At 73.2% G+C, this 17937-nt stretch carries 19 protein-coding genes; 9 read left to right on the forward strand and 10 right to left on the reverse strand.

Annotation, left to right across the window (positions count from 1 at the left end):
- Nucleotides 1-32: 32 nt before the first annotated feature.
- Nucleotides 33-641: a TetR/AcrR family transcriptional regulator gene (locus tag EV383_RS10930; protein WP_130289813.1), complete on the reverse strand. Its 609-nt coding sequence runs from the start codon at nucleotides 639-641 to the stop codon at nucleotides 33-35.
- 120 nt (nucleotides 642-761) lie between these two features.
- Between EV383_RS10930 and EV383_RS10935 the strand changes: the two genes are divergently transcribed.
- The 4 genes from EV383_RS10935 to EV383_RS10950 all read left to right on the forward strand — a co-directional run bounded on the left by EV383_RS10935 (nucleotide 762) and on the right by EV383_RS10950 (nucleotide 3859).
- Nucleotides 762-1661: a pseudouridine-5'-phosphate glycosidase gene (locus EV383_RS10935; RefSeq protein ID WP_130289814.1), complete on the forward strand. Its 900-nt coding sequence runs from the start codon at nucleotides 762-764 to the stop codon at nucleotides 1659-1661.
- Nucleotides 1662-2537, forward strand: a complete 876-nt coding sequence (locus tag EV383_RS10940) for a carbohydrate kinase family protein (RefSeq protein WP_130289815.1) — start codon at nucleotides 1662-1664, stop codon at nucleotides 2535-2537.
- The gene (locus EV383_RS10945; protein ID WP_130289816.1) at nucleotides 2528-3061 is read left to right on the forward strand and encodes a GNAT family N-acetyltransferase; all 534 of its coding nucleotides are present in this window, start codon (nucleotides 2528-2530) and stop codon (nucleotides 3059-3061) included. The genes EV383_RS10940 and EV383_RS10945 overlap by 10 nt, the downstream gene beginning before the upstream one ends.
- Before the next feature lie 129 nt (nucleotides 3062-3190).
- Nucleotides 3191-3859 (forward strand): HAD family hydrolase, encoded by a 669-nt coding sequence (locus EV383_RS10950; RefSeq protein ID WP_130289817.1) that lies wholly within the window; start codon nucleotides 3191-3193, stop codon nucleotides 3857-3859.
- A 16-nt stretch (nucleotides 3860-3875) separates the two neighbouring features.
- Here the strand turns inward: EV383_RS10950 and EV383_RS10955 are convergent, their stop codons facing one another.
- Genes EV383_RS10955 through EV383_RS10965 form a run of 3 tightly spaced genes read right to left on the reverse strand, consistent with a single transcriptional unit; the run spans nucleotide 3876 to nucleotide 5801 of the window.
- Nucleotides 3876-5105, reverse strand: coding sequence for an amidohydrolase family protein (locus EV383_RS10955; protein ID WP_130289818.1), 1230 nt, complete (start codon nucleotides 5103-5105; stop codon nucleotides 3876-3878).
- Nucleotides 5102-5428: a hypothetical protein gene (locus tag EV383_RS10960; RefSeq protein WP_130289819.1), complete on the reverse strand. Its 327-nt coding sequence runs from the start codon at nucleotides 5426-5428 to the stop codon at nucleotides 5102-5104. The genes EV383_RS10955 and EV383_RS10960 overlap by 4 nt, the downstream gene beginning before the upstream one ends.
- Nucleotides 5415-5801, reverse strand: a complete 387-nt coding sequence (locus tag EV383_RS10965) for a Rieske (2Fe-2S) protein (RefSeq protein WP_130289820.1) — start codon at nucleotides 5799-5801, stop codon at nucleotides 5415-5417. The genes EV383_RS10960 and EV383_RS10965 overlap by 14 nt, the downstream gene beginning before the upstream one ends.
- Before the next feature lie 58 nt (nucleotides 5802-5859).
- On the opposite strand from EV383_RS10965, the gene EV383_RS10970 reads away from it, so the two are divergent.
- Both EV383_RS10970 and EV383_RS10975 read left to right on the forward strand, forming a co-directional pair.
- Complete coding sequence (locus EV383_RS10970) at nucleotides 5860-6786, forward strand: LysR family transcriptional regulator (RefSeq protein WP_207223487.1); 927 nt, start codon at nucleotides 5860-5862, stop codon at nucleotides 6784-6786.
- Between the two features lie 232 nt (nucleotides 6787-7018).
- The gene (locus EV383_RS10975) at nucleotides 7019-8614 is read left to right on the forward strand and encodes an ABC-F family ATP-binding cassette domain-containing protein (protein ID WP_130289821.1); all 1596 of its coding nucleotides are present in this window, start codon (nucleotides 7019-7021) and stop codon (nucleotides 8612-8614) included.
- 49 nt (nucleotides 8615-8663) lie between these two features.
- Here the strand turns inward: EV383_RS10975 and EV383_RS10980 are convergent, their stop codons facing one another.
- From EV383_RS10980 to EV383_RS10995, 4 genes are all read right to left on the reverse strand, one after another.
- On the reverse strand, nucleotides 8664-9203 hold the full coding sequence (locus tag EV383_RS10980; protein ID WP_130289822.1) for an NAD(P)H-dependent oxidoreductase: 540 nt from the start codon (nucleotides 9201-9203) through the stop codon (nucleotides 8664-8666).
- Complete coding sequence (locus tag EV383_RS10985; RefSeq protein ID WP_130289823.1) at nucleotides 9200-9730, reverse strand: flavin reductase family protein; 531 nt, start codon at nucleotides 9728-9730, stop codon at nucleotides 9200-9202. Before EV383_RS10985 ends, EV383_RS10980 begins: the two co-directional genes overlap by 4 nt.
- Before the next feature lie 277 nt (nucleotides 9731-10007).
- Nucleotides 10008-11135, reverse strand: a complete 1128-nt coding sequence (locus EV383_RS10990) for a sigma-70 family RNA polymerase sigma factor (protein WP_242623018.1) — start codon at nucleotides 11133-11135, stop codon at nucleotides 10008-10010.
- Between the two features lie 174 nt (nucleotides 11136-11309).
- Complete coding sequence (locus tag EV383_RS10995) at nucleotides 11310-12656, reverse strand: DUF3141 domain-containing protein (protein WP_130289824.1); 1347 nt, start codon at nucleotides 12654-12656, stop codon at nucleotides 11310-11312.
- Between the two features lie 273 nt (nucleotides 12657-12929).
- Here EV383_RS10995 and EV383_RS11000 point away from each other — a divergent pair, with 273 nt between their 5' ends.
- The 3 genes from EV383_RS11000 to EV383_RS11010 all read left to right on the forward strand — a co-directional run bounded on the left by EV383_RS11000 (nucleotide 12930) and on the right by EV383_RS11010 (nucleotide 15818).
- On the forward strand, nucleotides 12930-14705 hold the full coding sequence (locus EV383_RS11000) for a PHA/PHB synthase family protein (protein ID WP_242623019.1): 1776 nt from the start codon (nucleotides 12930-12932) through the stop codon (nucleotides 14703-14705).
- A 148-nt stretch (nucleotides 14706-14853) separates the two neighbouring features.
- On the forward strand, nucleotides 14854-15318 hold the full coding sequence (locus EV383_RS11005) for a helix-turn-helix domain-containing protein (RefSeq protein ID WP_130289825.1): 465 nt from the start codon (nucleotides 14854-14856) through the stop codon (nucleotides 15316-15318).
- Between the two features lie 110 nt (nucleotides 15319-15428).
- Nucleotides 15429-15818, forward strand: a complete 390-nt coding sequence (locus tag EV383_RS11010) for a hypothetical protein (RefSeq protein WP_130289826.1) — start codon at nucleotides 15429-15431, stop codon at nucleotides 15816-15818.
- A 90-nt stretch (nucleotides 15819-15908) separates the two neighbouring features.
- Here the strand turns inward: EV383_RS11010 and dtd are convergent, their stop codons facing one another.
- Both dtd and EV383_RS11020 read right to left on the reverse strand, forming a co-directional pair.
- Nucleotides 15909-16373, reverse strand: a complete 465-nt coding sequence (gene dtd / locus EV383_RS11015) for a D-aminoacyl-tRNA deacylase (protein WP_130289827.1) — start codon at nucleotides 16371-16373, stop codon at nucleotides 15909-15911.
- Nucleotides 16370-17911 carry a DUF7782 domain-containing protein gene (locus EV383_RS11020; protein ID WP_130289828.1) on the reverse strand — a complete coding sequence of 514 codons (1542 nt, stop codon included), beginning with the start codon at nucleotides 17909-17911 and terminating at the stop codon, nucleotides 16370-16372. The genes dtd and EV383_RS11020 overlap by 4 nt, the downstream gene beginning before the upstream one ends.
- Between the last annotated feature and the right edge of the window lie 26 nt (nucleotides 17912-17937).

The raw sequence follows: 17937 nt of genomic DNA on the forward strand, positions 1-17937 counted from the left end.
ACGGTACCACCGAAGTGGCAGTGACCTATTGGTTAAGCGGAGTCCGCGGCCGGCTCCGTCACCGACCCGGCCGGGAGCCGTTCCCGTCCCGGACGCAGCCCGTCGAGGACCAGGGCCAGGTACCGGCGACGGTCGTCGCCGGCCGGGTCGCCCGCGTGCACGGTGGCCATCACCATCACCAGCACCGCGGACAGGTCGCGCACGGTCAGCTCGGGCCGCACGACCCCGGCGTCGCGGGCCCGGTCCAGCAGGCGTTCCAGGGCGCGCCCGTACCGGTGCACGGTCTCCACGTCATAGGCCGAGGTCTCCCGGGCCAGCCCGAGGATCACCTGCCGCGCGCTGATCGCGTCGATCGCCCGGGCCAGGGCGCCGGTCAGGTCGGCCCACGGGTCGTCACCGGCGGACCAGGCCGTCGGCTCGATCTCGGCGCTGAAGACGTCCTCGAACACCGCGCGGATCAGCTGCTCGCGCGTGCGGAAGCGGCGGTAGAGGGTGGCGACCCCGACCCCGGCCCGGGCCGCGATCTCCTCCAACGACGACTCCGGGCCGTCCTCCTCGAACGCCGCGGCCGCGGCGTCGAGGATCCGGCGGTGGTTGCGCGCGGCGTCGGCGCGCAGCGGCCGGGCGGCCTCGGACTCCATCGGCGCACCGTAACAGCGGTTCTGCCCGGTTTCCGGCGACCCGCGTGGGGCACCGGCACGGTCGTCCCCGGCGCCGGTCCCGCGTACCGTCCTGCGGGTGATCGAGAACGGACCGTGCCGGTGAGGATCGCGCCCGAGGTCGCCGACGCGCTGGCGGCCGGCGTCCCGGTGCTGGCGCTGGAGTCGACGATCCTGACCCACGGCCTGCCGCGCCCGCGCAACCTCGACGTCGCCCGCGACGCCGAGGCGCAGGTCCGGGCGGCGGGCGCGGTCCCGGCGACGATCGGGGTGCTCGACGGCGTCGCCCGCGTCGGGCTCTCCGGCGACGAGCTGGAGCGCCTGGCGTCGGACCCGGACGTGGTCAAGCTCAGCTCCCGCGACCTGCCGGTCGCCGCGGCCACCGGTGTCTCCGGTGGCACCACCGTGGCCGCGACGGCGCATCTGGCGCACCGGGCCGGGATCCGCGTGTTCTCCACCGGCGGTCTCGGCGGGGTGCACCGCGGCGCGTCGGGGACGTTCGACGAGTCCGCGGACCTGCCGGCGCTGGCGCGGCTGCCGATCGTCGTCGTCTCGGCCGGGGTGAAGTCGGTGCTCGACGTCCCGGCCACCCTGGAGCGGCTGGAGACGCTCGGGATCGGAGTGCTCGGCTACCGGACGCTCGCGTTCCCCGGCTTCTACGTCGCCGACTCCGGGTACCGGGTCACCCACGCCGTCGACTCGCCGGAGCAGGTCGCGCTCGCCCGCGCGGCCGCCGACGACCTCGGTCTCGACGCGGCGCTGCTGGTCGCGAACCCGGTCCCGGCCGACGAGCAGCTGCCCCCGGACGTGCACGACGACGCCCTGGCCCGGGCGACCGCGGCGCTCGTCGAACGCGGTATCGGCGGGCAGGACGCGACGCCGTTCCTGCTGGAGTTCATCCGCGACGCCACCGGCGGGGCGAGTCTGGAGGTCAACGTCGCGGTCTACCGCAACAACGTCGCCCTCGGCGTGAAGATCGCCGCCGCGATCGCCGGCCGCTAGATGCTGGCGGTGCTCGGCGACCTCGTCGAGGACGTCGTGGTCTGGCCGTCGGGCCCGATCCGCCCGCGGACCGACACCGCGTCGCGGGTGTTCCGCCGCCGCGGGGGCAGCGCCGCGAACGTCGCCGTGGCGGCCGCGCGGCACGGACCGGTGCGGTTCCTCGGACGCGTCGGCGACGACGCCGCGGGACGTGCGCTCACCGATGCGCTGGCTGCGTGCGGCGTCGACGTCCGGGTGCAGCGGTCCGGGACCACCGGCGCGGTCGTGGTGCTGGTCGATCCGGACGGCGAACGCACGATGCTCCCCGACCGGGGCTCCGCCGCGGAGCTGACCGGCCTCGATCCGTTCTGGCTCGACGGCGTGACCCTGCTGCACCTGCCCGCGTACTCGCTGGTCGCCGAGCCGATCGGGACGGCGGCGCGGGCGGCGGCGGACACGGTGGTCCGGGGCGGCGGGAGCGTGTCGGTCGACGCGTCGTCCACCGGGGCGCTGAGCGGGTTCGGCGTCCCGCGGTTCCGCTCCCTCCTCGGGGATCTCCGGCCGTCGCACCTGCTGGCCAACCGGGACGAGTCCGACCTGCTGGGGCTCCCGGCGGGCGTCCCGCCCGGATGCACCGTCGTGGTCAAGGACGGCGCCCGTCCGGCCCGGGTCCACGTCCCCGGGGCGGCACCGGTGGACGTCGCGGTCGCGCCGGTGCCCGGGGTCCGCGACACCACCGGCGCGGGCGACGCGTTCGCCGGCGGCCACCTCGCGGCCGTCCTGGCCGGCGCCGATCCCGTCCGGGCCTGCGCCGCAGGCCATGTCGAGGCCGCCCGTGTCCTGGGGCTTCCCGGCGCGGGCGGGTGGCGCGGGGCAGACTGCCCGGCATGGACGTGACCGTCGTGCACACCGCCGATCTCGGACCGGACGGACGTGGGGAGCTCCGCGACCTGCTCGACCTCTCCTACGCCGGGGACTTCGAGCCCGCGGACTGGGAGCACGCGCTCGGTGGAATGCACGCCCTGGCCCGCGACGACGACGGCACGCTCGTCGGGCACGCGGCGCTCGTCGCCCGGCACCTGCTGCACGGGGGCCGGGCGCTGCGGGCCGGGTACGTCGAGGCCGTCGCCGTGCACCCGGAGCACCGGCGCCGGGGGATCGCGGGAGCCGTGATGGACCCGGTGGAACGCCTGGCCCGCGGCGGGTACGACGTCGGTGCGCTCGGGTCCAGCGAGATGGCGCTGTCGTTCTACGCCGCCCGCGGCTGGCGGCTCTGGCGCGGGCCGCTGTTCGCGCTCACCCCGTCCGGGATCGTCGAGACCCCGGACGAGCGCGGCGGCATCCACGTGCTGCCGCTCGACGTCCCACTGGACCTCGACGGTGACCTGACCTGCGACTGGCGTGACGGCGACGTGTGGTGATCCCTCCGTGCGAGGCCGTCCACCGGGGGTTGGTGGTCACGACCCCGGAGTGACCGGACGGGTTCACCCGCCCGTCGCCCGCCCGTCGCCCTTCGGCCATCCGGACGCACTGTGCTGCTCCCTGTGCGATTGGCCGTTCTCGATCTCGCCGGTACGACGATGGCCGACGACGGTCTGGTCCTCGACGCGGTCCGTACCGGGCTGCGCGCGGCCCGCGTGAGCGTCGACGGGCCGCGCTACCCGGCGCTGGACCGCCAGGCCCGCGCGACCATGGACCGCTCCACGATCACGGTGTTCGGCGAGCTGCTCGACGGCGACATGTACCGGGCCCGGCGCGCGAACGACGCGTTCGAGGAGTGTGTCTGCGAGGCGGTCCGCAACGGGCGCGTCCGCGAGATACCGGGGGCGGGCGCGGCGATGAGCGCCATCCGTGACGCCGGGCTGGCGGTGGCGCTGATCTGCGGGTTCGGCCCGTCGCTGCGGGACCGGTTGGTCGACGCGCTCGACTGGCGCGAGCGCGTCGACGTCGTGCTCTCGCCGGCCGACGTCGCCGGCCAGGGGCTGCCCGACCCGGCCGTCGTGCACGCGGCGGCGCGGATCTGCGACGTCCCGGCCGAGCAGGTCGCCGTGGCCGGGGACTCGACCGCCGACATCGAGGGCGCCGTCCGCGCCGGGGCCGCGCTCGCCGTCGGGGTCCGCGGCGGAGCCCACTCCGAACCCCGCCTGCGCGCGGCCGGCGCCGACGCCGTCATCGACTCCGTCACCGACCTCCCCGCCCTGCTCGGCCTGCCCTCCTGACCCGTGCACGTGGGGGTCAGCCCAGGTTGAAGACCTTGCGGGCGGTCTCGCCGAGGATGTTGCGCTTGGCGTGGGAGTCGAGGAACGGCAGCGACGCGATCCGGCCCGGGACGTCGAAGTCCCAGTGCGGCCAGTCCGAGGAGTACATCAGCGTGTTCGGCGCGTCGATCGCGCGCAGCGTCGACTCCAGCAGCGCGTCGTCGGTCCACTCCATCGGCTGCGAGGTGTAGTACATCTCCCGCATGTAGTGCGACGGCGGCTTCGTCAGCAGCGGGGCGTCGGACTGGCGCATGTAGTACTCGTGGTCGAGGCGCTGCATCATGAACGGCACCCAGGCCAGGCCGGACTCGATCCAGATGGTCTTCAGGCCGGGGAAACGCTCCGGGATCCCGTTGATCACCCAGTTCGTCATGTGCGTCATGTTGCAGGTCACGAAGCTCATCGCGTGCGCCGAGAGGAACTTGTTCATCGTCGACGTCATCGTGTCGGACTGGTTCGGCCCGGCGTGGAACCCGATCGGCAGCCCGCGGTCCTCGAGCTCCCTGTAGACCGGCATGTAGGCGTTGCGGTGCACCCCGGCGTGGCGCTGGCTGGTGACCAGGAACCCGATGACGCCCGGGTGGTCGGCGAACTCGCGGATCGTCTCCAGGCAGGCGTCCGGGTTCTCGAACGGCAGCCCGAGCATCGTCTTGATCCGCGGCTCGCGGGGCAGGACCTCGGCGGCGAACCAGCGGTTGTAGGCCTGCAGCAGCGCGGTCGCGACCTCCGGCTGCGGATGCAGCCCGGTCTCGAGCATCGGCTGCGGGAACACGACCTGGACGTCGATGCTCATCGCGTTCATCGCCCGCTGCACGAGCGTGACGTCGCGGTGCGCGCCGGACGTCGTGTCCGGGGTGTCCTCGGCCAGTGACGCCTGGTGCGGGATCCGCCCGGAGACGTCCTGCATGGTCAGGCCGGGGGAGTGGTTGTGCAGGGCCAGCCGCGCGGCGTTGGGCCAGTTGCGCATCATCTGCTCGGCGGTGTCGCGCATGACCGGCGAGTCCAGGTAGGTCAGGATCTCCGGCCAGGAGTCGAGCTCCACGTGGTGGGAGTCGACGTCGACGATGAAGTAGTCGTCGAGGCCGTAGCGCTCGGTGTCGCGACGGGCGTTGGCCAGGATCTCCCGGCTGTCCGTGCGGGTGGTGATCTCCTGCGTCGGCAGACGGCGGACCGCCGGGGGAGTCGGTGCAGGGTCGGTCGCGGTCATGAGCTGCTCCTCGAGAACCACAGTGCCAGGTCGAACGGGTTCAGGTCGTGCGCGCGCAGTGCGGCGGTGGCCAGCACGACGGCGTCGGTCGGGGTCATGTCGGTACCGGTCGGGGCCTGCGCGCCCTCCTCCGCGGCGACCGCGTAGAGACGCCCGGCGGTGGCCACCAGCGACCGTGCGGTGTCCGGGGCCAGGGCGGCGATCGCGCCGTCGCCGAGTCCGGCGTCGACCTCGGTGGCCAGCTCGGCGACGAGCGCCTCGATCCGGCGTGCCCGCTCCGTGTGGATGCGCGCTCCGCGAGCTTCGCGCTCAGACGGTGACACGGATCCGGCCCCCGCTCTCCTCGACCGGGAACGAGCGCAGCGCGTAGTCCGGACGCCCCGGGTGACGGCCGGTCGCGACCTCGTACTCGAACCCGTGCCACGGGCACACGACGTGCATCGAGTCCTCGTCGAACACCAGGCCCTGGCTGCGGCGCGACGCGTCGAGCTTCTCGCGCACCCGCTGCACGATCCGGCCCTGGCACGCCGGTCCGCCCTGGTGGGCGCACACGTTCTCGTAGGCGCGCAGCTCGCCGCGGAACCGGAAGATTCCCAGCGTGGTGTTCCCGATCTCCACGACCAACCGGCCGCGTTCGGGTATCTCGTCGGACCCGGCGACGTCGACGGCGCGCGGAGAGTCTGTGGTGGTGGTCACGCGCTCCAGCGTGGGCCGCGATCATTCCCTTGTAAAGTTCACGTATATCGTGTTCATCGTGAGCTCGACTCATGAGATGCCCGGCTTCTCGCTGCGTCAGCTGTCCTACTTCGTCGCGGTCGCCGAGGCAGGGACGTTCGCCGGTGCCGCGGTGCGGCTGCACGTCTCCGCGTCGGCGTTGTCGCTGGCCCTCGACGAGCTCGAGCGCACCCTGGGCGTCCAGCTCACGGTGCGGCGTCGCGCCCACGGCGTCCGGCTGACCGCGGCCGGTACCGACACCCTGCGCCGGGCCCGTCGCCTGCTGCGCGACGCCGGGGAGCTGGCCGCGGCGACCGACGGCGCCGGTGGCGACGTCGCGGGGACTGTCCTGCTCGGCTGCTACCCGACGCTGGCGCCGGCCGAGCTGCCCGCGCTGCTGGCCCGGTTCGCCGCCGCGCACCCGCGGGCCCGGGTGGAGTTCGCCGAGGGGCCGCAGGACGTGCTGTCCCGGCGCCTCCGCGACGGGGAGCTGGACCTGGCCCTGCTCTACGACCACGGCCTCGACCCCGGTCTGGAGCTCGCCCCGCTGTCGTCGAACACGCCGTATCTCGTGCTGCCGTCCGGGCACCGGCTGGCCGGACGGTCGTCGGTGCACCTGCGCGAGGTCGCGGACGAGCCGATGGTGCTGTTCGACCTGCCGCCGGCCTCGGACCACCTGATGACGGTGTGCCGTGCGGCCGGGGTCTCGCCGTCGGTCGCGCACCGGACGGCCACCGTGGAACTGACGCGGTCGCTGGTCGGGGCCGGTCTGGGCTACACCGTGCTGGCCCAGCGGGCCCCCGGTACGCGGACGGCGGCGGGGGACCGCGTCGTCGAGATCGACCTGGCCGACGACCCGGCGCCACTGGGCATCGTCCTGGCCCGTTCCCGCACGGTCCAGCCCAGCGCCACCGCCCGCGCCTTCGCCCGCATCGCGACCGGTCCTGCCCGATCCCGCCCCGCCTGATCCGTCCCGCCTGAACCCGTCAGGGGGGTTCTCCGGTTAATCGCTGGCGCTGCGGGCCCCGGACGGGGCTATCCTCCCCGCATCATGCTGATCCGCCGCTGAGCACGCTCGCCGCGACGCCGCTCCACCGGTGTATCTCGCCCGCGAGCCTCGCCCCCACCAGCGCCCGCGGCCGGATCCTGTCGTTCTTCGCTTCCCGCCGGGGCATCGCCGAACCCCGCGGGAGGTCTCCTTGTCATCAGCGAACCCCACCCACGCCGTCACCGCGGCCGGGCTGAGCTTCTCCTGGCCGGACGGCACACCGGTGCTGCACGACCTCGACGCCGCGTTCGGGCCCGGGCGGACCGGGCTCGTCGGCGCCAACGGCTGCGGCAAGTCCACGCTGCTCCGGCTCATCGCCGGGGAGCTGACGCCCGACGCGGGGACGGTCTCCGTCGCCGGGACCCCGGTGCTGCTGCGCCAGGACCTGGCGTTGCGCACCGGCGACACCGAGAGCAGCGGATGCGGAACGAGCATCAACACGGTCGCCGACCTGCTGGGCATCACCGCGCGGCGGACCGCGCTCGCCGCGGTCGAGGGTGGCACCGCCGGTCCCGACGACTGGACGGCCCTGGCCGACGACTGGGACGTCGAGGACCGGGCCCGCGCCCAGCTCGACAGGCTCGGCCTGCCGGCCGACCTCGACCGGACCGTCGAGACCCTCTCCGGCGGCGAGGCCGTGCTCACCGCGCTGGCCGCGCTGCTGGTCGACCCGCCGGACGTCGCCCTGCTCGACGAGCCGACCAACAACCTCGACCGCTACGCCCGGCAGCGGTTGTACGACGCCGTCGACGCCTGGCCGGGCGTCCTGGTCCTGGTCAGCCACGACCGTGAGCTGCTCGAGCACGTCGACCGGATCGCCGAGCTCCGTGAGGGGAGGATGCGCACCGTGGGCGGGGGCTGGAGCGAGTTCGCCCGGGTGCTGGCCGCGGAGCAGGAGGCGGCCGAGCGCGGCGTGCGGGTCGCCGAGGAGGACCTGCGACGGGAGAAGCGCCAGCTCGTCGAGGCCCGCACGAAGCTCGCCCGCCGCGAGCGCTACGCCGCGAACGACCATGCGAACAAGCGGAGGCCGAAGATCGTCATGAACATGCGCCGGCAGGAGGCCCAGGTCTCGGCCGGCAAGCACCGCCTCCTGCACGAGGGCAGGCTCTCCGACGCCCGCGACGCCCTGTCCGCGGCCGAGGAGCGGGTGCGTGACGACGACCGGATCCGGATCGACCTGCCCGACACCGAGGTCCCGGCCGGGCGGACGGTGCTGGAGCTGCCCGGCGACGGGCTGACGGTCCGCGGCCCGGAACGGATCGCGCTCGTCGGCCGCAACGGTTCCGGCAAGACGACCCTGCTCCGGGCGATCGCCGGTGCGCCGGACCCCGGTCGGACGGAACAGGGACCGCGCGTGGTGCGTGGACCCGTCCCGGTCGGGTACCTGCCGCAGCGTCTCGTACTCGCGCGGCCGGAGAGGTCGGTGCTCGACACCGTGCGCGCCGCGGCGCCGTCGGCCGACCCGCAGGCGGTCCGGGCCGGGTTGGCGCGCTTCCTGCTCCGCGGCGACGAGGTCGCCCGTGCGGCCGGGAGCCTGTCCGGCGGGGAACGGTTCCGCCTGCACCTGGCGTGCGTGCTGCTCGCCGACCCGGCCCCGCAGCTGCTCCTGCTCGACGAGCCGACGAACAACCTCGACCTGGACAGCATCACCGCCCTGGTCGACGCCCTCTCGGGCTACCGCGGAGCGCTGGTCGTCGCGAGCCACGACGAGCACCTGCTCGGCGAGATCGGGGTGCACCGGACCTGAACGGCGACCGGCGGGCGCACCCCACGGATCGCCGAGACCGGCCGTCCTGTCAGACGATCGGGGTGAGATCCCGGAGGGCCTTCGAACCGCGGACGGCCGTGGTCAGGTCGGCCAGGGCCGCGCCGTGCGAGCGGGCCAGGGCCGTCGAGGTCTCGGTGAGGGTGTTGCGGTCGACGTAGCCACCGTGGTCGAAGTACAGGCCGGGGGAGAGGACCTGCACGGCGAAGAACCCGGACAGCACCGCGCGGAGCTCGTTCTGGGCGAGGAAGTGGTGCCCGCTCGCGCCGGTCAGGACGGTCGCGGCCGCCTTGCCCTGCAGTGGTGCGGTCTTCTCGCCCCACTTGCCGCGCTCGGTGCCCTCCAGCAGGGCCTTCAGCGACGCGGTGTGCGACGCCCGGTAGACCGGGCTGCCGAACACGACGGCGTCGGCGGCCTCGATCGCGGCGACGACGTCGGCCTCGGAGGTCTGGCTCAGCTCCAGCAGCGACGTCGTGGCGCCGGTGCCCTCCAGCACCCCGGCGACGGCGGTCGCGGTGCGGCCACCGGCCTCCGGCCCGGCGACGATCCCGACGACGGTCAGCGTGCTCATGCGGACTCCTGCGTGGGGGGAGAGGTGCGTCCGTAACGGCCGCGGTGGAACAGCAACGGCAGGCGCTCGGCGTCCGCACCGAGGTCGTTCACCCGCGCCGCGACGATCGTGTGGTCGCCGCCGTCGTACTCCTCCCAGAGCGTGCAGTCGATCCACGCGCTGACGCCCGGCAGCACCGGGGCGCCCGAGCGCGAGGGGGACCAGTCGACGCCGGCGAACTTGTCCACGCCGGAGCGGGCGAACCCGTTGCTGTGGTGCTCGTGGTCCTCGGCCAGCACGTTCACGACGAAGGTGCCGATGTCGCGGATCTTCGGCCACGTCGACGACGTCCGGCTGGGCGAGAACGACACCAGCGGCGGCTCCAGCGACAACGAGGAGAACGACTGACAGGTGAAACCGACGGGGCCGTCCGGCCCGATCGCGGTGATGACGACCACCCCGGTGGCGAACTGCCCGAGCACCTCGCGCATCGTCTGCGGGGTGACCGGGCCGAACGGGGCGTCGGTGTGCGCGGTGGAACCGGTCATGTCCCGACCCTAGGCATCGAACGCGATACGGGCCATGGGAGATCACAGGGTGGGACGTGTCCGCCCTCTCCCGGTGACCTGCCCGGGCGACCGGACGGCGCACGACACGCCGCCGGCGGCGCGTCGCAGCGCGGTGACCGGACCGTGATCCGGTAGGAACTCATCTGCGCAACGCGTCCCGAACTCGTGGGGAGCCCCGGGACGAGAACAGGGCCGTGCGGAGTGACCCGATGGTCACCCCGCACGGCCCTGGCCCTGCGGTGGGGAGGCGCCGGCGTCAGCTGGCGTAGGCGCGCAGCTTGTCGGCACGCTCGCCGACCCGCAGCTTCGCCATCACCTCGCGCTCGATCTGGCGCACCCGCTCGCGGGAGAGCCCGAAGCGCTTGCCGATCTGGTCCAGCGTGCGCGGCTGCCCGTCGTCGAGACCGAAGCGCATCCGGATCACCGCCTGCTCGCGGTCCTCCAGCGTGCCCAGGACCCGGCGCAGGTCGTCGTGCAGCAGGTGCGAGATCACCGTGTTCTCGGCGTCGGTCGCCTCGGCGTCCTCGATGAAGTCCCCGAGCGGGGCCTCCTCCTCGGAGCCGACCGGCATGTCCAGGCTCACCGGGTCACGCGCGTGGTCGAGCAGGTCGGAGATCTTGTGCTCCGGGATGCCCGACTCCTCGGCCAGCTCGGCGTCGACGGGCTCGCGGCCCAGACGCTGGTGCAGGTCGCGCTTGATCCGGGCCAGCTTGTTGACCTGCTCCACCAGGTGGACGGGGAGGCGGATCGTGCGGGCCTGGTCGGCCATCCCGCGCGTGATCGCCTGCCGGATCCACCACGTGGCGTAGGTGGAGAACTTGAAGCCCTTGGCGTAGTCGAACTTCTCGACCGCGCGGATCAGACCCAGGTTGCCCTCCTGGATCAGGTCCAGCAGCGGCATCCCGCGTCCGGTGTAGCGCTTGGCCAGCGAGACCACCAGGCGGAGGTTCGCCTCCAGCAGGTGGTTCTTGGCCCGCGCACCGTCCCGTACGACCGCACGCAGGTCGCGGCGGTAGTCGGGCTCCAGCTTCGTGCCCTCGGCGTCCGCGGTGTCCAGGCGGTGCTGCGCGAAGACGCCGGCCTCGATGCGCTTGGCCAGCTCGACCTCCTCGGCGGCGGTCAGCAGCGCGCGCTTCCCGATGCCGTTGAGGTAGACCCGGACCAGGTCCGCGGCCGGGCTCTGGGCGTCGAGATCTTCCGCCACCGCCGCGAGCGCACCCGGTACGGTGGTCTCGAAGCCCTCCGAGTCCCCGGACGCTGCGGCTGCGCGGCGGGAGCGTTCGGTCGTCGCCCGCGGTCCGGGGATGGCCCGGGTCGCCGCGGCCACGTCGGTGGTCGGGGTGTCGGCCTGGGTATCGGCCGGGGCGGTCATGGTCACCGTCATCTGCGTTCCTCCCCTACTCGGGCGCGAGCGGCACCAGTTGCGTGCCGTTCGCCGTGCCCTACTGAGGGGTCAACGCCTCGGAGTCGGCGATCGTTCCCGCCTACCCCCTCCGACCGGCGTCGGGCCACGGCCGGAGGGGGTGACGTCGGTCACGTCGAGGTGACCGGGGAACGGTCAGGGCGCGGGCACCCGCGGGGTCCCGGCCGGGTCGGCCACCGCGCGCACGGTGCTGCGACGACGCCCGGACGACTTGCCGGCCGGCTTCGGGGTGGAGTGCGCGTAGACCTCCTCCATCAGCGGCGGCCAGTCCTGGCGCAGGGCGTCGCGGCCCATGAACAGGCCGAGGTGACCGCCGGTGGCCACGCGCCGGGTGATGTCGCGCTCCGGCGTGCCGACGGCGTCCGCGGCCGCGAACAGCTGCGGCGGCGGCGTGATGTGGTCGGTGGAGCCGGCCAGCAGCAGCAGCGGGCAGGTGATCTCGGCCATGTCGACCTTCCGGCCGCCGATCTCCAGGTCACCGGCGATGAGCTTGTTCTTCCAGAACAGGTTCTCCACCAGCCACAGGTAGAAGGCACCCGGGATGTCCTGGGTGTGCTTGAACCAGTCCTCGAACACGCGGTAGCGCTCGACGTGCATCGGGTCGTCGATGTTCTCCAGCAGCTGCAGCTGCCGCGAGACCTCCGACTGCGGCTGGATCGAGATGAAGTTGCTCAGCACCGCGCGGCCGGGCATGTTCCCGCCACCCATCGCGACGAGCGCCTTGTACGGCGCGAGCCCCATCGTCCCGGCCATCAGCTTCGTCGACGCCGAGATCACCGACTCGCCGGCGTGGAAGTCGATCGGGGCCCCGGCCAGCGTGAGCGTGTTCACCCGCTCCGGGTACAGCGCGGCGAAGATGGTGGCCAGCCAGCCGCCCTGGCAGTCGCCGACCACGTTCGCCTTGCCGCCCATGCGTCGGATCGAGCGGTCGATGACGGTGAGGTAGTCCTCGATCGAGACGTTGCGGGTCGCCGACGTCGCCGGCTTCCACTCCAGCGCGTAGACCCGGGTCAGCCCGGCCGCGCGGATCATCGCCAGCTGGCTCTGCTGTGGCGAGTAGTCGATCACCGTCGACGAGTGCCCGGCCTGCGGCGGCAGCACGATCGTCGGGATGACGTCGTCGTCGCGGTGGCCGTCCTCGGTGAAGTCGCGCAGTGCCGCGAACGGCGTCGAGAGGACGACCTCGTTCTTCAGGTGCCAGGCCGGCTCGCGGCGGTCGGCCATCGTCGACCACCACAGCAGGTTGCGACGGGCGGCGTCCGCGGGGCTGGCGATCCGCTGGATCGAGTCGATCCACGCGGTGCGGGTCGCGCGTCCGACCTCGGAGACGACCTTGCCGATGTTGCGTGCGTTGTAGGAGAGCAGGTAGCGCAGCGGGTCCGGCTGGGCCTGGGGCGTCTCCGTGGTGGTGGCCGGGGCGTCCACGGCACGGGGGCCGCGGGTGGAACCGGTACTGGGGCTCGAGCCGATCGCCGTACTCATAGCCGTACTCCCATCGACGTTGATGCACCGGAACGACCCGGTTACCGAACGGTAAGCGCTGTTCGGTATGTCAAGCAACCTCGGTCCTACCCACGAGTAGTGCTTGCTCGACCAAGCGCAGGTGAGAGGGCTTACAGAGACCGAACTCCTTCAGACGCTGCCTACCGGCGAGTACACCGTCACGATGGGTGAACCACGCGCGGCGTGCGCCCGGACCGGGCCCCGCCGCCAGGCACGGACAACCGACCGGCCGACATCAGGAGAGTTCCGACAGTGTCCAGCGAGCCCACCCCGACCACCCCGTCCCTCGATCCGGCCCAGGCGACCGAGACCCTGCGCCGCCAGGCCCTGAGTCTCGTCGCCGACCTGCGGGAGCTGGCCAGCCCCGCCGGCGTCGGTGCGAAGGTGGACCCGGTCGGCTTCGGCGACGCCCTCGGCGAAGCCGCGCGGGCGCTGGTCTCCAGTCCCGGCTCGGTGCTGCGCAGCGGCCTCGGCCTCGGTGTCGACTCCGCCCGAGCCGTGCTGGCCGCCGCCTCGCGCGCCGTCGGCGGCACCACGGCCGGACCGGCCTCCCTGCCGGAGAACGACAAGCGCTACGCCGACCCGGCCTGGGAGAGCAACGCCTGGTACTACCTGTGCCGCCAGGAGCACCGTCTCGTCGCCGACCGCCTCGAGGAGCTCTCGGCCGCGGCCAAGGTCTCGCCGGTCGCGCGTCGCAAGCTCGACTTCCTCGTCAAGCAGGTCACCGAGGCGCTGGCCCCGACGAACACCATGCTGACCAACCCGGCATGGGCGAAGAAGATCGTCGAGACCGGCGGGCTGAACGTCGTGCGTGGGGCGCGCAACGCGCTGCGGGACACGGTGCAGAACCGGGGGATGCCGCGCCAGACCACGCCGGGGCAGTACGTCGTCGGCAAGGACCTGGGCATCACGCCGGGCCAGGTGGTCTACCGGAACCGTCTGATCGAGCTCATCCAGTACGAGCCGCAGACCGAGAAGGTCCACGAGATCCCGCTGCTGATGTCGCCGCCGTGGATCAACAAGTACTACATCATGGACCTCGCGCCGCAGAAGTCGCTGGTGGAGTGGGCCGTGCAGCACGGCCACACGGTCTTCATGATGAGCTACCGCAACCCGGACTCGTCGCTGCGCGACGTCACGATGAGCGACTACCTGCAGGAGGGCCCGCTCGCGGCGCTCGACACCGTGCAGGAGATCACCGGCGCGGAGAAGGTCAACCTCGCCGGGCTGTGCCTGGGTGGCACGCTCGCCGCCGCGACGACGGCCTGGCTCACGGCCCGCGGCGACACCCGGGTCAACTCGCTGACGCTGATGAACACGCTGCTCGACTTCACCGGCCCCGGCCAGCTCGGGGTGTTCACCGACGAGAAGACGGTGAACCGGATGGAGCGCTCCATGCGCAAGGACGGCTACCTGCCGGCCTCGAGCATGAAGACCACGTTCGACCTGCTGCGCGCTACCGACCTGGTGTGGAACTACGTCGTCAACGACTGGATGCTCGGCGAGGACCCCAAGCCGTTCGACATGCTCAGCTGGAACGCCGACTCCACGCGGATGCCCGCGGCCATGCAGGTCGAGTACCTGCGTGACCTCTACCTGGAGAACAAGTTCTCCGAGGGCAAGCTGGAGCTGGCCGGCGAGCGGCTCGACATCTCCGACGTCCGCCAGGACGCCTACGTCATCACCGCCGAGTCCGACCACATCGCGCCGTGGAAGGGCGTCTACACCGGCGCCGCCAAGCTCGGTGGGAAGGTGCGGTTCGTGCTCTCGAACTCCGGCCACATCGCCGGCGTGGTGAACCCGCCCTCGCCCAAGTCGCGGCACTGGTTCGGCGAGGCCGAGGAGCTCCCGGCGAACGCCGAGGACTGGCGCGACGACGCCGGCGAGCACAAGGCCAGCTGGTGGGAGGACTGGTCGCCGTGGATCGAGGAGCACGCGGGCAAGAAGATCGCCCCGCCGAAGCAGCTCGGCAGCACCGCGAACCCGCCGCTCGAGCCGTCGCCGGGGCGCTACGTCCGTAACGACTAGGCCCTTCGGGCTCGTGCGCGGCATCGCTGCTCCGGCGGCGATACCCGCGCACGAGGGACCACCTGTCCGGCACGGACTTGCCCGGGGCAGGACAATGCGGCTCCATGAGCACTCGCACGCGTGTCCGGTCGATCTCGGGCCGCCGGTCATGAGCACGTCGACCCGCAACGGCGCGGGCCCCGGCGGCGGCACCGAGGACGAGCCGCCGCGGGGTGGTGCGCGCGGGGCGGCCGAGCAGGCCTGGAACGCCCAGGTCAACGCGCTGGGCGGGTTCATCCGCGCGCAGCGGCAGATGGCCAAGCTGTCGCTGCGCGAGATGGCCGCGATGACGAGCGTGTCGAACGCCTACCTGAGCCAGGTCGAGCGGGGGCTGCACCAGCCGTCGCTGAAGGTCCTGCGGTCGATCGCGGACGCCCTGCACCTCAACACCGACCAGATGTTGAGGCAGGCGGGCTGGTCCACCGCCGACGACGAGTCCGAGGAAGACGTGGAGCCGGCCACCTCGTCGTCCGCTGTGGACACCGAAGCCGTGATCCGTGCCGATCCGCGACTGTCCGAGGAGCAGCGGACCGCGTTGATCGGGGTGTACCGCAGCTTCGTCGACCGTGCGTGAGGCGGCCCACCGGCCGCTTGCTTGACATACTTATCAGTCGTGCGTAGTTTTTCAGTCAAGCGGCGCGGACCACCGTCCGTCGCCGGGAGACTTCCGAAAGGGGATGGCCGATGACCGCCTCCACCGACCAGTTCGTCGACATCGCCAAGCGTTCGCAGGAGGCCGTGACGGACTCGCTGCGCACCTGGACCGAGACCGTGCAGGGCTTCGCCGGCCAGTTCACCGGCGGCACCCGCCCGCAGCTGCCCGACACCACCGTCGCCGTGGACCGCGTGTTCGACTTCGCCGAGCAGATGCTCGCGCAGCAGCGTGAGCTGACCAAGACGGTCGTCGGCGCGAGCCGGAACGCCGTCGAGACCATGACCGAGCAGGCCGCGAAGGCCGCCGAGTCGGTCACCGAGCACGTCTCGCACGCCGCCGGGACCGCCGACCAGGCGACGAAGGACGCGGCCGAGAAGGCCGCCGGCGCCGCCCGCTCCACCCGTGCGGCGAGCAAGTAGGAACGCACCGCACCACCCACGGCCCCGTCCGGACACCACGTCCGGCCGGGGCCGTCGTCGTGTCGCGGGCGACCTCGACCCGCCTCGGCGTCAGGTCGACGGGACCTCGACCAGGACGGTGAACGGGCCGTCGTTGACCGACTCGACGGCCATCATCGCGCCGAACTCGCCGGTGCCCACGGTCGCGCCACGCCCGCGCAGCCCGGCCACCACCGCGTCGACGACGGGTGCCGCGGCCTCCGGGCGTGCGGCGGCGGACCACGACGGGCGGCGTCCCTTGCGGGTGTCGCCGTAGAGCGTGAACTGGCTGACGACCAGCAGCGGGTCACCGGTCTCGGCGCAGGAACGCTCGTCGCGCAGCAGCCGCAGCTCGTGGAGCTTGCGCGCCATCGTGTCGACGCGGCGCGCGGTCTCCGCCGGGTCGGTGACGTCGTCGGCGTGCACGCCGAGCAGGACCAGGAGCCCGGCGCCGATCTCGCCGGCCACCTCCGACGTGCCGTCGGTGCGTTCCACGGTCACCGACGCGCGGCGGACGCGCGCGACCACCGCTCTCATCCGACGGGACCCGCTGCGGCCGCCCAGCCGTCGACGGGGAGCAGGAGACCGTGCCGGATCAGCTCGCGCACGGCCGGGAGCATAGCGGTGACCAGCGCGTTCTCCGGGAGGTCGTGGGCGAACGAGATCAGCGCGACCAGCTCGGAGAGCGGCAGGTCCCCGCGGCATCCGGCGAGCAGGGACGCCGCGACGTCGTCCACGTCGTGCTCCCAGGACGGCGTGCCCCAGCGCCGCACGGTCGTCTGGATGGCCGCCCAGCCGTCGACGTCCGGGTCGTTCGCCACCGACGCCCGCTCCAGCAGCGCCTCGGGGGCCAGGCGCAGGCGCGTGCCCAGCAGGTCGTCGTCGCCGGGGTTGTCGCGCAGCCAGGCGGTGCGGTCGAGCCAGCCGGCCATCTCCGCGCCGAGGCCGTCGGTCAGCTCGCCGGGCAGGTCCTCGACGACGACGGTCGGCGTCAGGCCGGGACGGTCGTGGCGGCGCAGCAGAAGGAACCCGAAGCCGACGCCCTCGACGTCCTCCGACTCCATCCAGTCCAGCCACGCCGTCGCCTGCGCACGGGCCTCGGGGGAGGAGGGGACGAGTCCGGCGTCGCGCTGCCAGGTCCCGACGTGCATGGCCGGGTCGACGGTCTCGCGCTGCAGGATCCACGCGTCGCAGCCGGGCGGGACCCAGGCGCGCACCCGGTCCGGCCAGTCCTGGCCGCGCACGTGTAACCACGACCCGAGCATCTGCGCGATGCCGCCCGGGTTGAGCAGGTCCGGCAGGTCGGCGAGCAGGGCGGCGAGCGCGGTGTCGCCGGCCTGGCCGGAGTCGCGGTAAACGTAGTCGACGCGTGCGGGGCCGGGCACGAACGGTGGGTTCGACACGATCTGGTCGAACCGCTCTCCGGCGACGGGGGAGAACCACGGTCCCTCGCGCAGGTCCACCTCGACGCCCGAGATCAAGCACGACATCCGGGCCAGCGCCAGCGCACGCGGCGCCAGGTCGGTCGCGACGACGTGCCGTGCGTACCGGGAGGCGTGCAGCGCCTGCACCCCGCAGCCGGTGCCGAGGTCGAGCACCGAGCCCGTCGGGCGCCGCACCATCGCCGCGGCCAGGCTCAGCGACGCCCCGCCGACGCCGGTGACGTGGTCGCGGTCCTGCCGTGCGGCCGGGGTGTCGAGGTCGGAGACGACCCACCAGTCCGCGCCCGGACCGTCCTCCCCGTCGGACTCGCCGTAGGGGCGGATGTCCAGGGCGGCGCGGACGCCGTCCGGGGTGCGGGTCAGCAGGCCACCGTCGACGAGCGGGCCGAGGTCGCCGAGCGCGGCCTCCACCGCCGTCTCCGGCTCGGTGCTCTCGAGCAGCAGCAGGCGCACGAGCGTGCCCAGCTCACCGCCGTCGCGGGTGGCCCGGGCCGCGGGCTCGGGCTCGCCGCGGGTCAGGGCGTCGTGGGCGGAGCCGCCGAGCAGCGCCCGGACGCCGTCGGGGGTGTAGCCGGTCTCGCGGAAGCGGTCGCGCAGCGCGGACGCGTGTGCGGGTGACAGGTGGGGGAGCACCGGTCCATTCTCGCGGCACCCGGATC

The sequence above is a fragment of the Pseudonocardia sediminis genome, from assembly GCF_004217185.1.
Classification (GTDB): domain Bacteria; phylum Actinomycetota; class Actinomycetes; order Mycobacteriales; family Pseudonocardiaceae; genus Pseudonocardia; species Pseudonocardia sediminis.

Excerpts from the sequence above, each read along its gene's own strand:
- EV383_RS10930 (WP_130289813.1), bottom strand. The coding sequence starts at position 641 with ATGGAGTCCGAGGCCGCCCGGCCGCTGCGCGCCGACGCCGCGCGCAAC.
- EV383_RS10940 (WP_130289815.1), top strand. The coding sequence starts at position 1,662 with ATGCTGGCGGTGCTCGGCGACCTCGTCGAGGACGTCGTGGTCTGGCCG.
- EV383_RS10945 (WP_130289816.1), top strand. The coding sequence starts at position 2,528 with ATGGACGTGACCGTCGTGCACACCGCCGATCTCGGACCGGACGGACGT.
- EV383_RS10955 (WP_130289818.1), bottom strand. The coding sequence starts at position 5,105 with ATGACCGCGACCGACCCTGCACCGACTCCCCCGGCGGTCCGCCGTCTG.
- EV383_RS10980 (WP_130289822.1), bottom strand. The coding sequence starts at position 9,203 with ATGAGCACGCTGACCGTCGTCGGGATCGTCGCCGGGCCGGAGGCCGGT.
- EV383_RS10985 (WP_130289823.1), bottom strand. The coding sequence starts at position 9,730 with ATGACCGGTTCCACCGCGCACACCGACGCCCCGTTCGGCCCGGTCACC.
- EV383_RS10990 (WP_242623018.1), bottom strand. The coding sequence starts at position 11,135 with ATGACGGTGACCATGACCGCCCCGGCCGATACCCAGGCCGACACCCCG.
- EV383_RS10995 (WP_130289824.1), bottom strand. The coding sequence starts at position 12,656 with ATGAGTACGGCGATCGGCTCGAGCCCCAGTACCGGTTCCACCCGCGGC.
- EV383_RS11005 (WP_130289825.1), top strand. The coding sequence starts at position 14,854 with ATGAGCACGTCGACCCGCAACGGCGCGGGCCCCGGCGGCGGCACCGAG.
- EV383_RS11010 (WP_130289826.1), top strand. The coding sequence starts at position 15,429 with ATGACCGCCTCCACCGACCAGTTCGTCGACATCGCCAAGCGTTCGCAG.
- dtd (WP_130289827.1), bottom strand. The coding sequence starts at position 16,373 with ATGAGAGCGGTGGTCGCGCGCGTCCGCCGCGCGTCGGTGACCGTGGAA.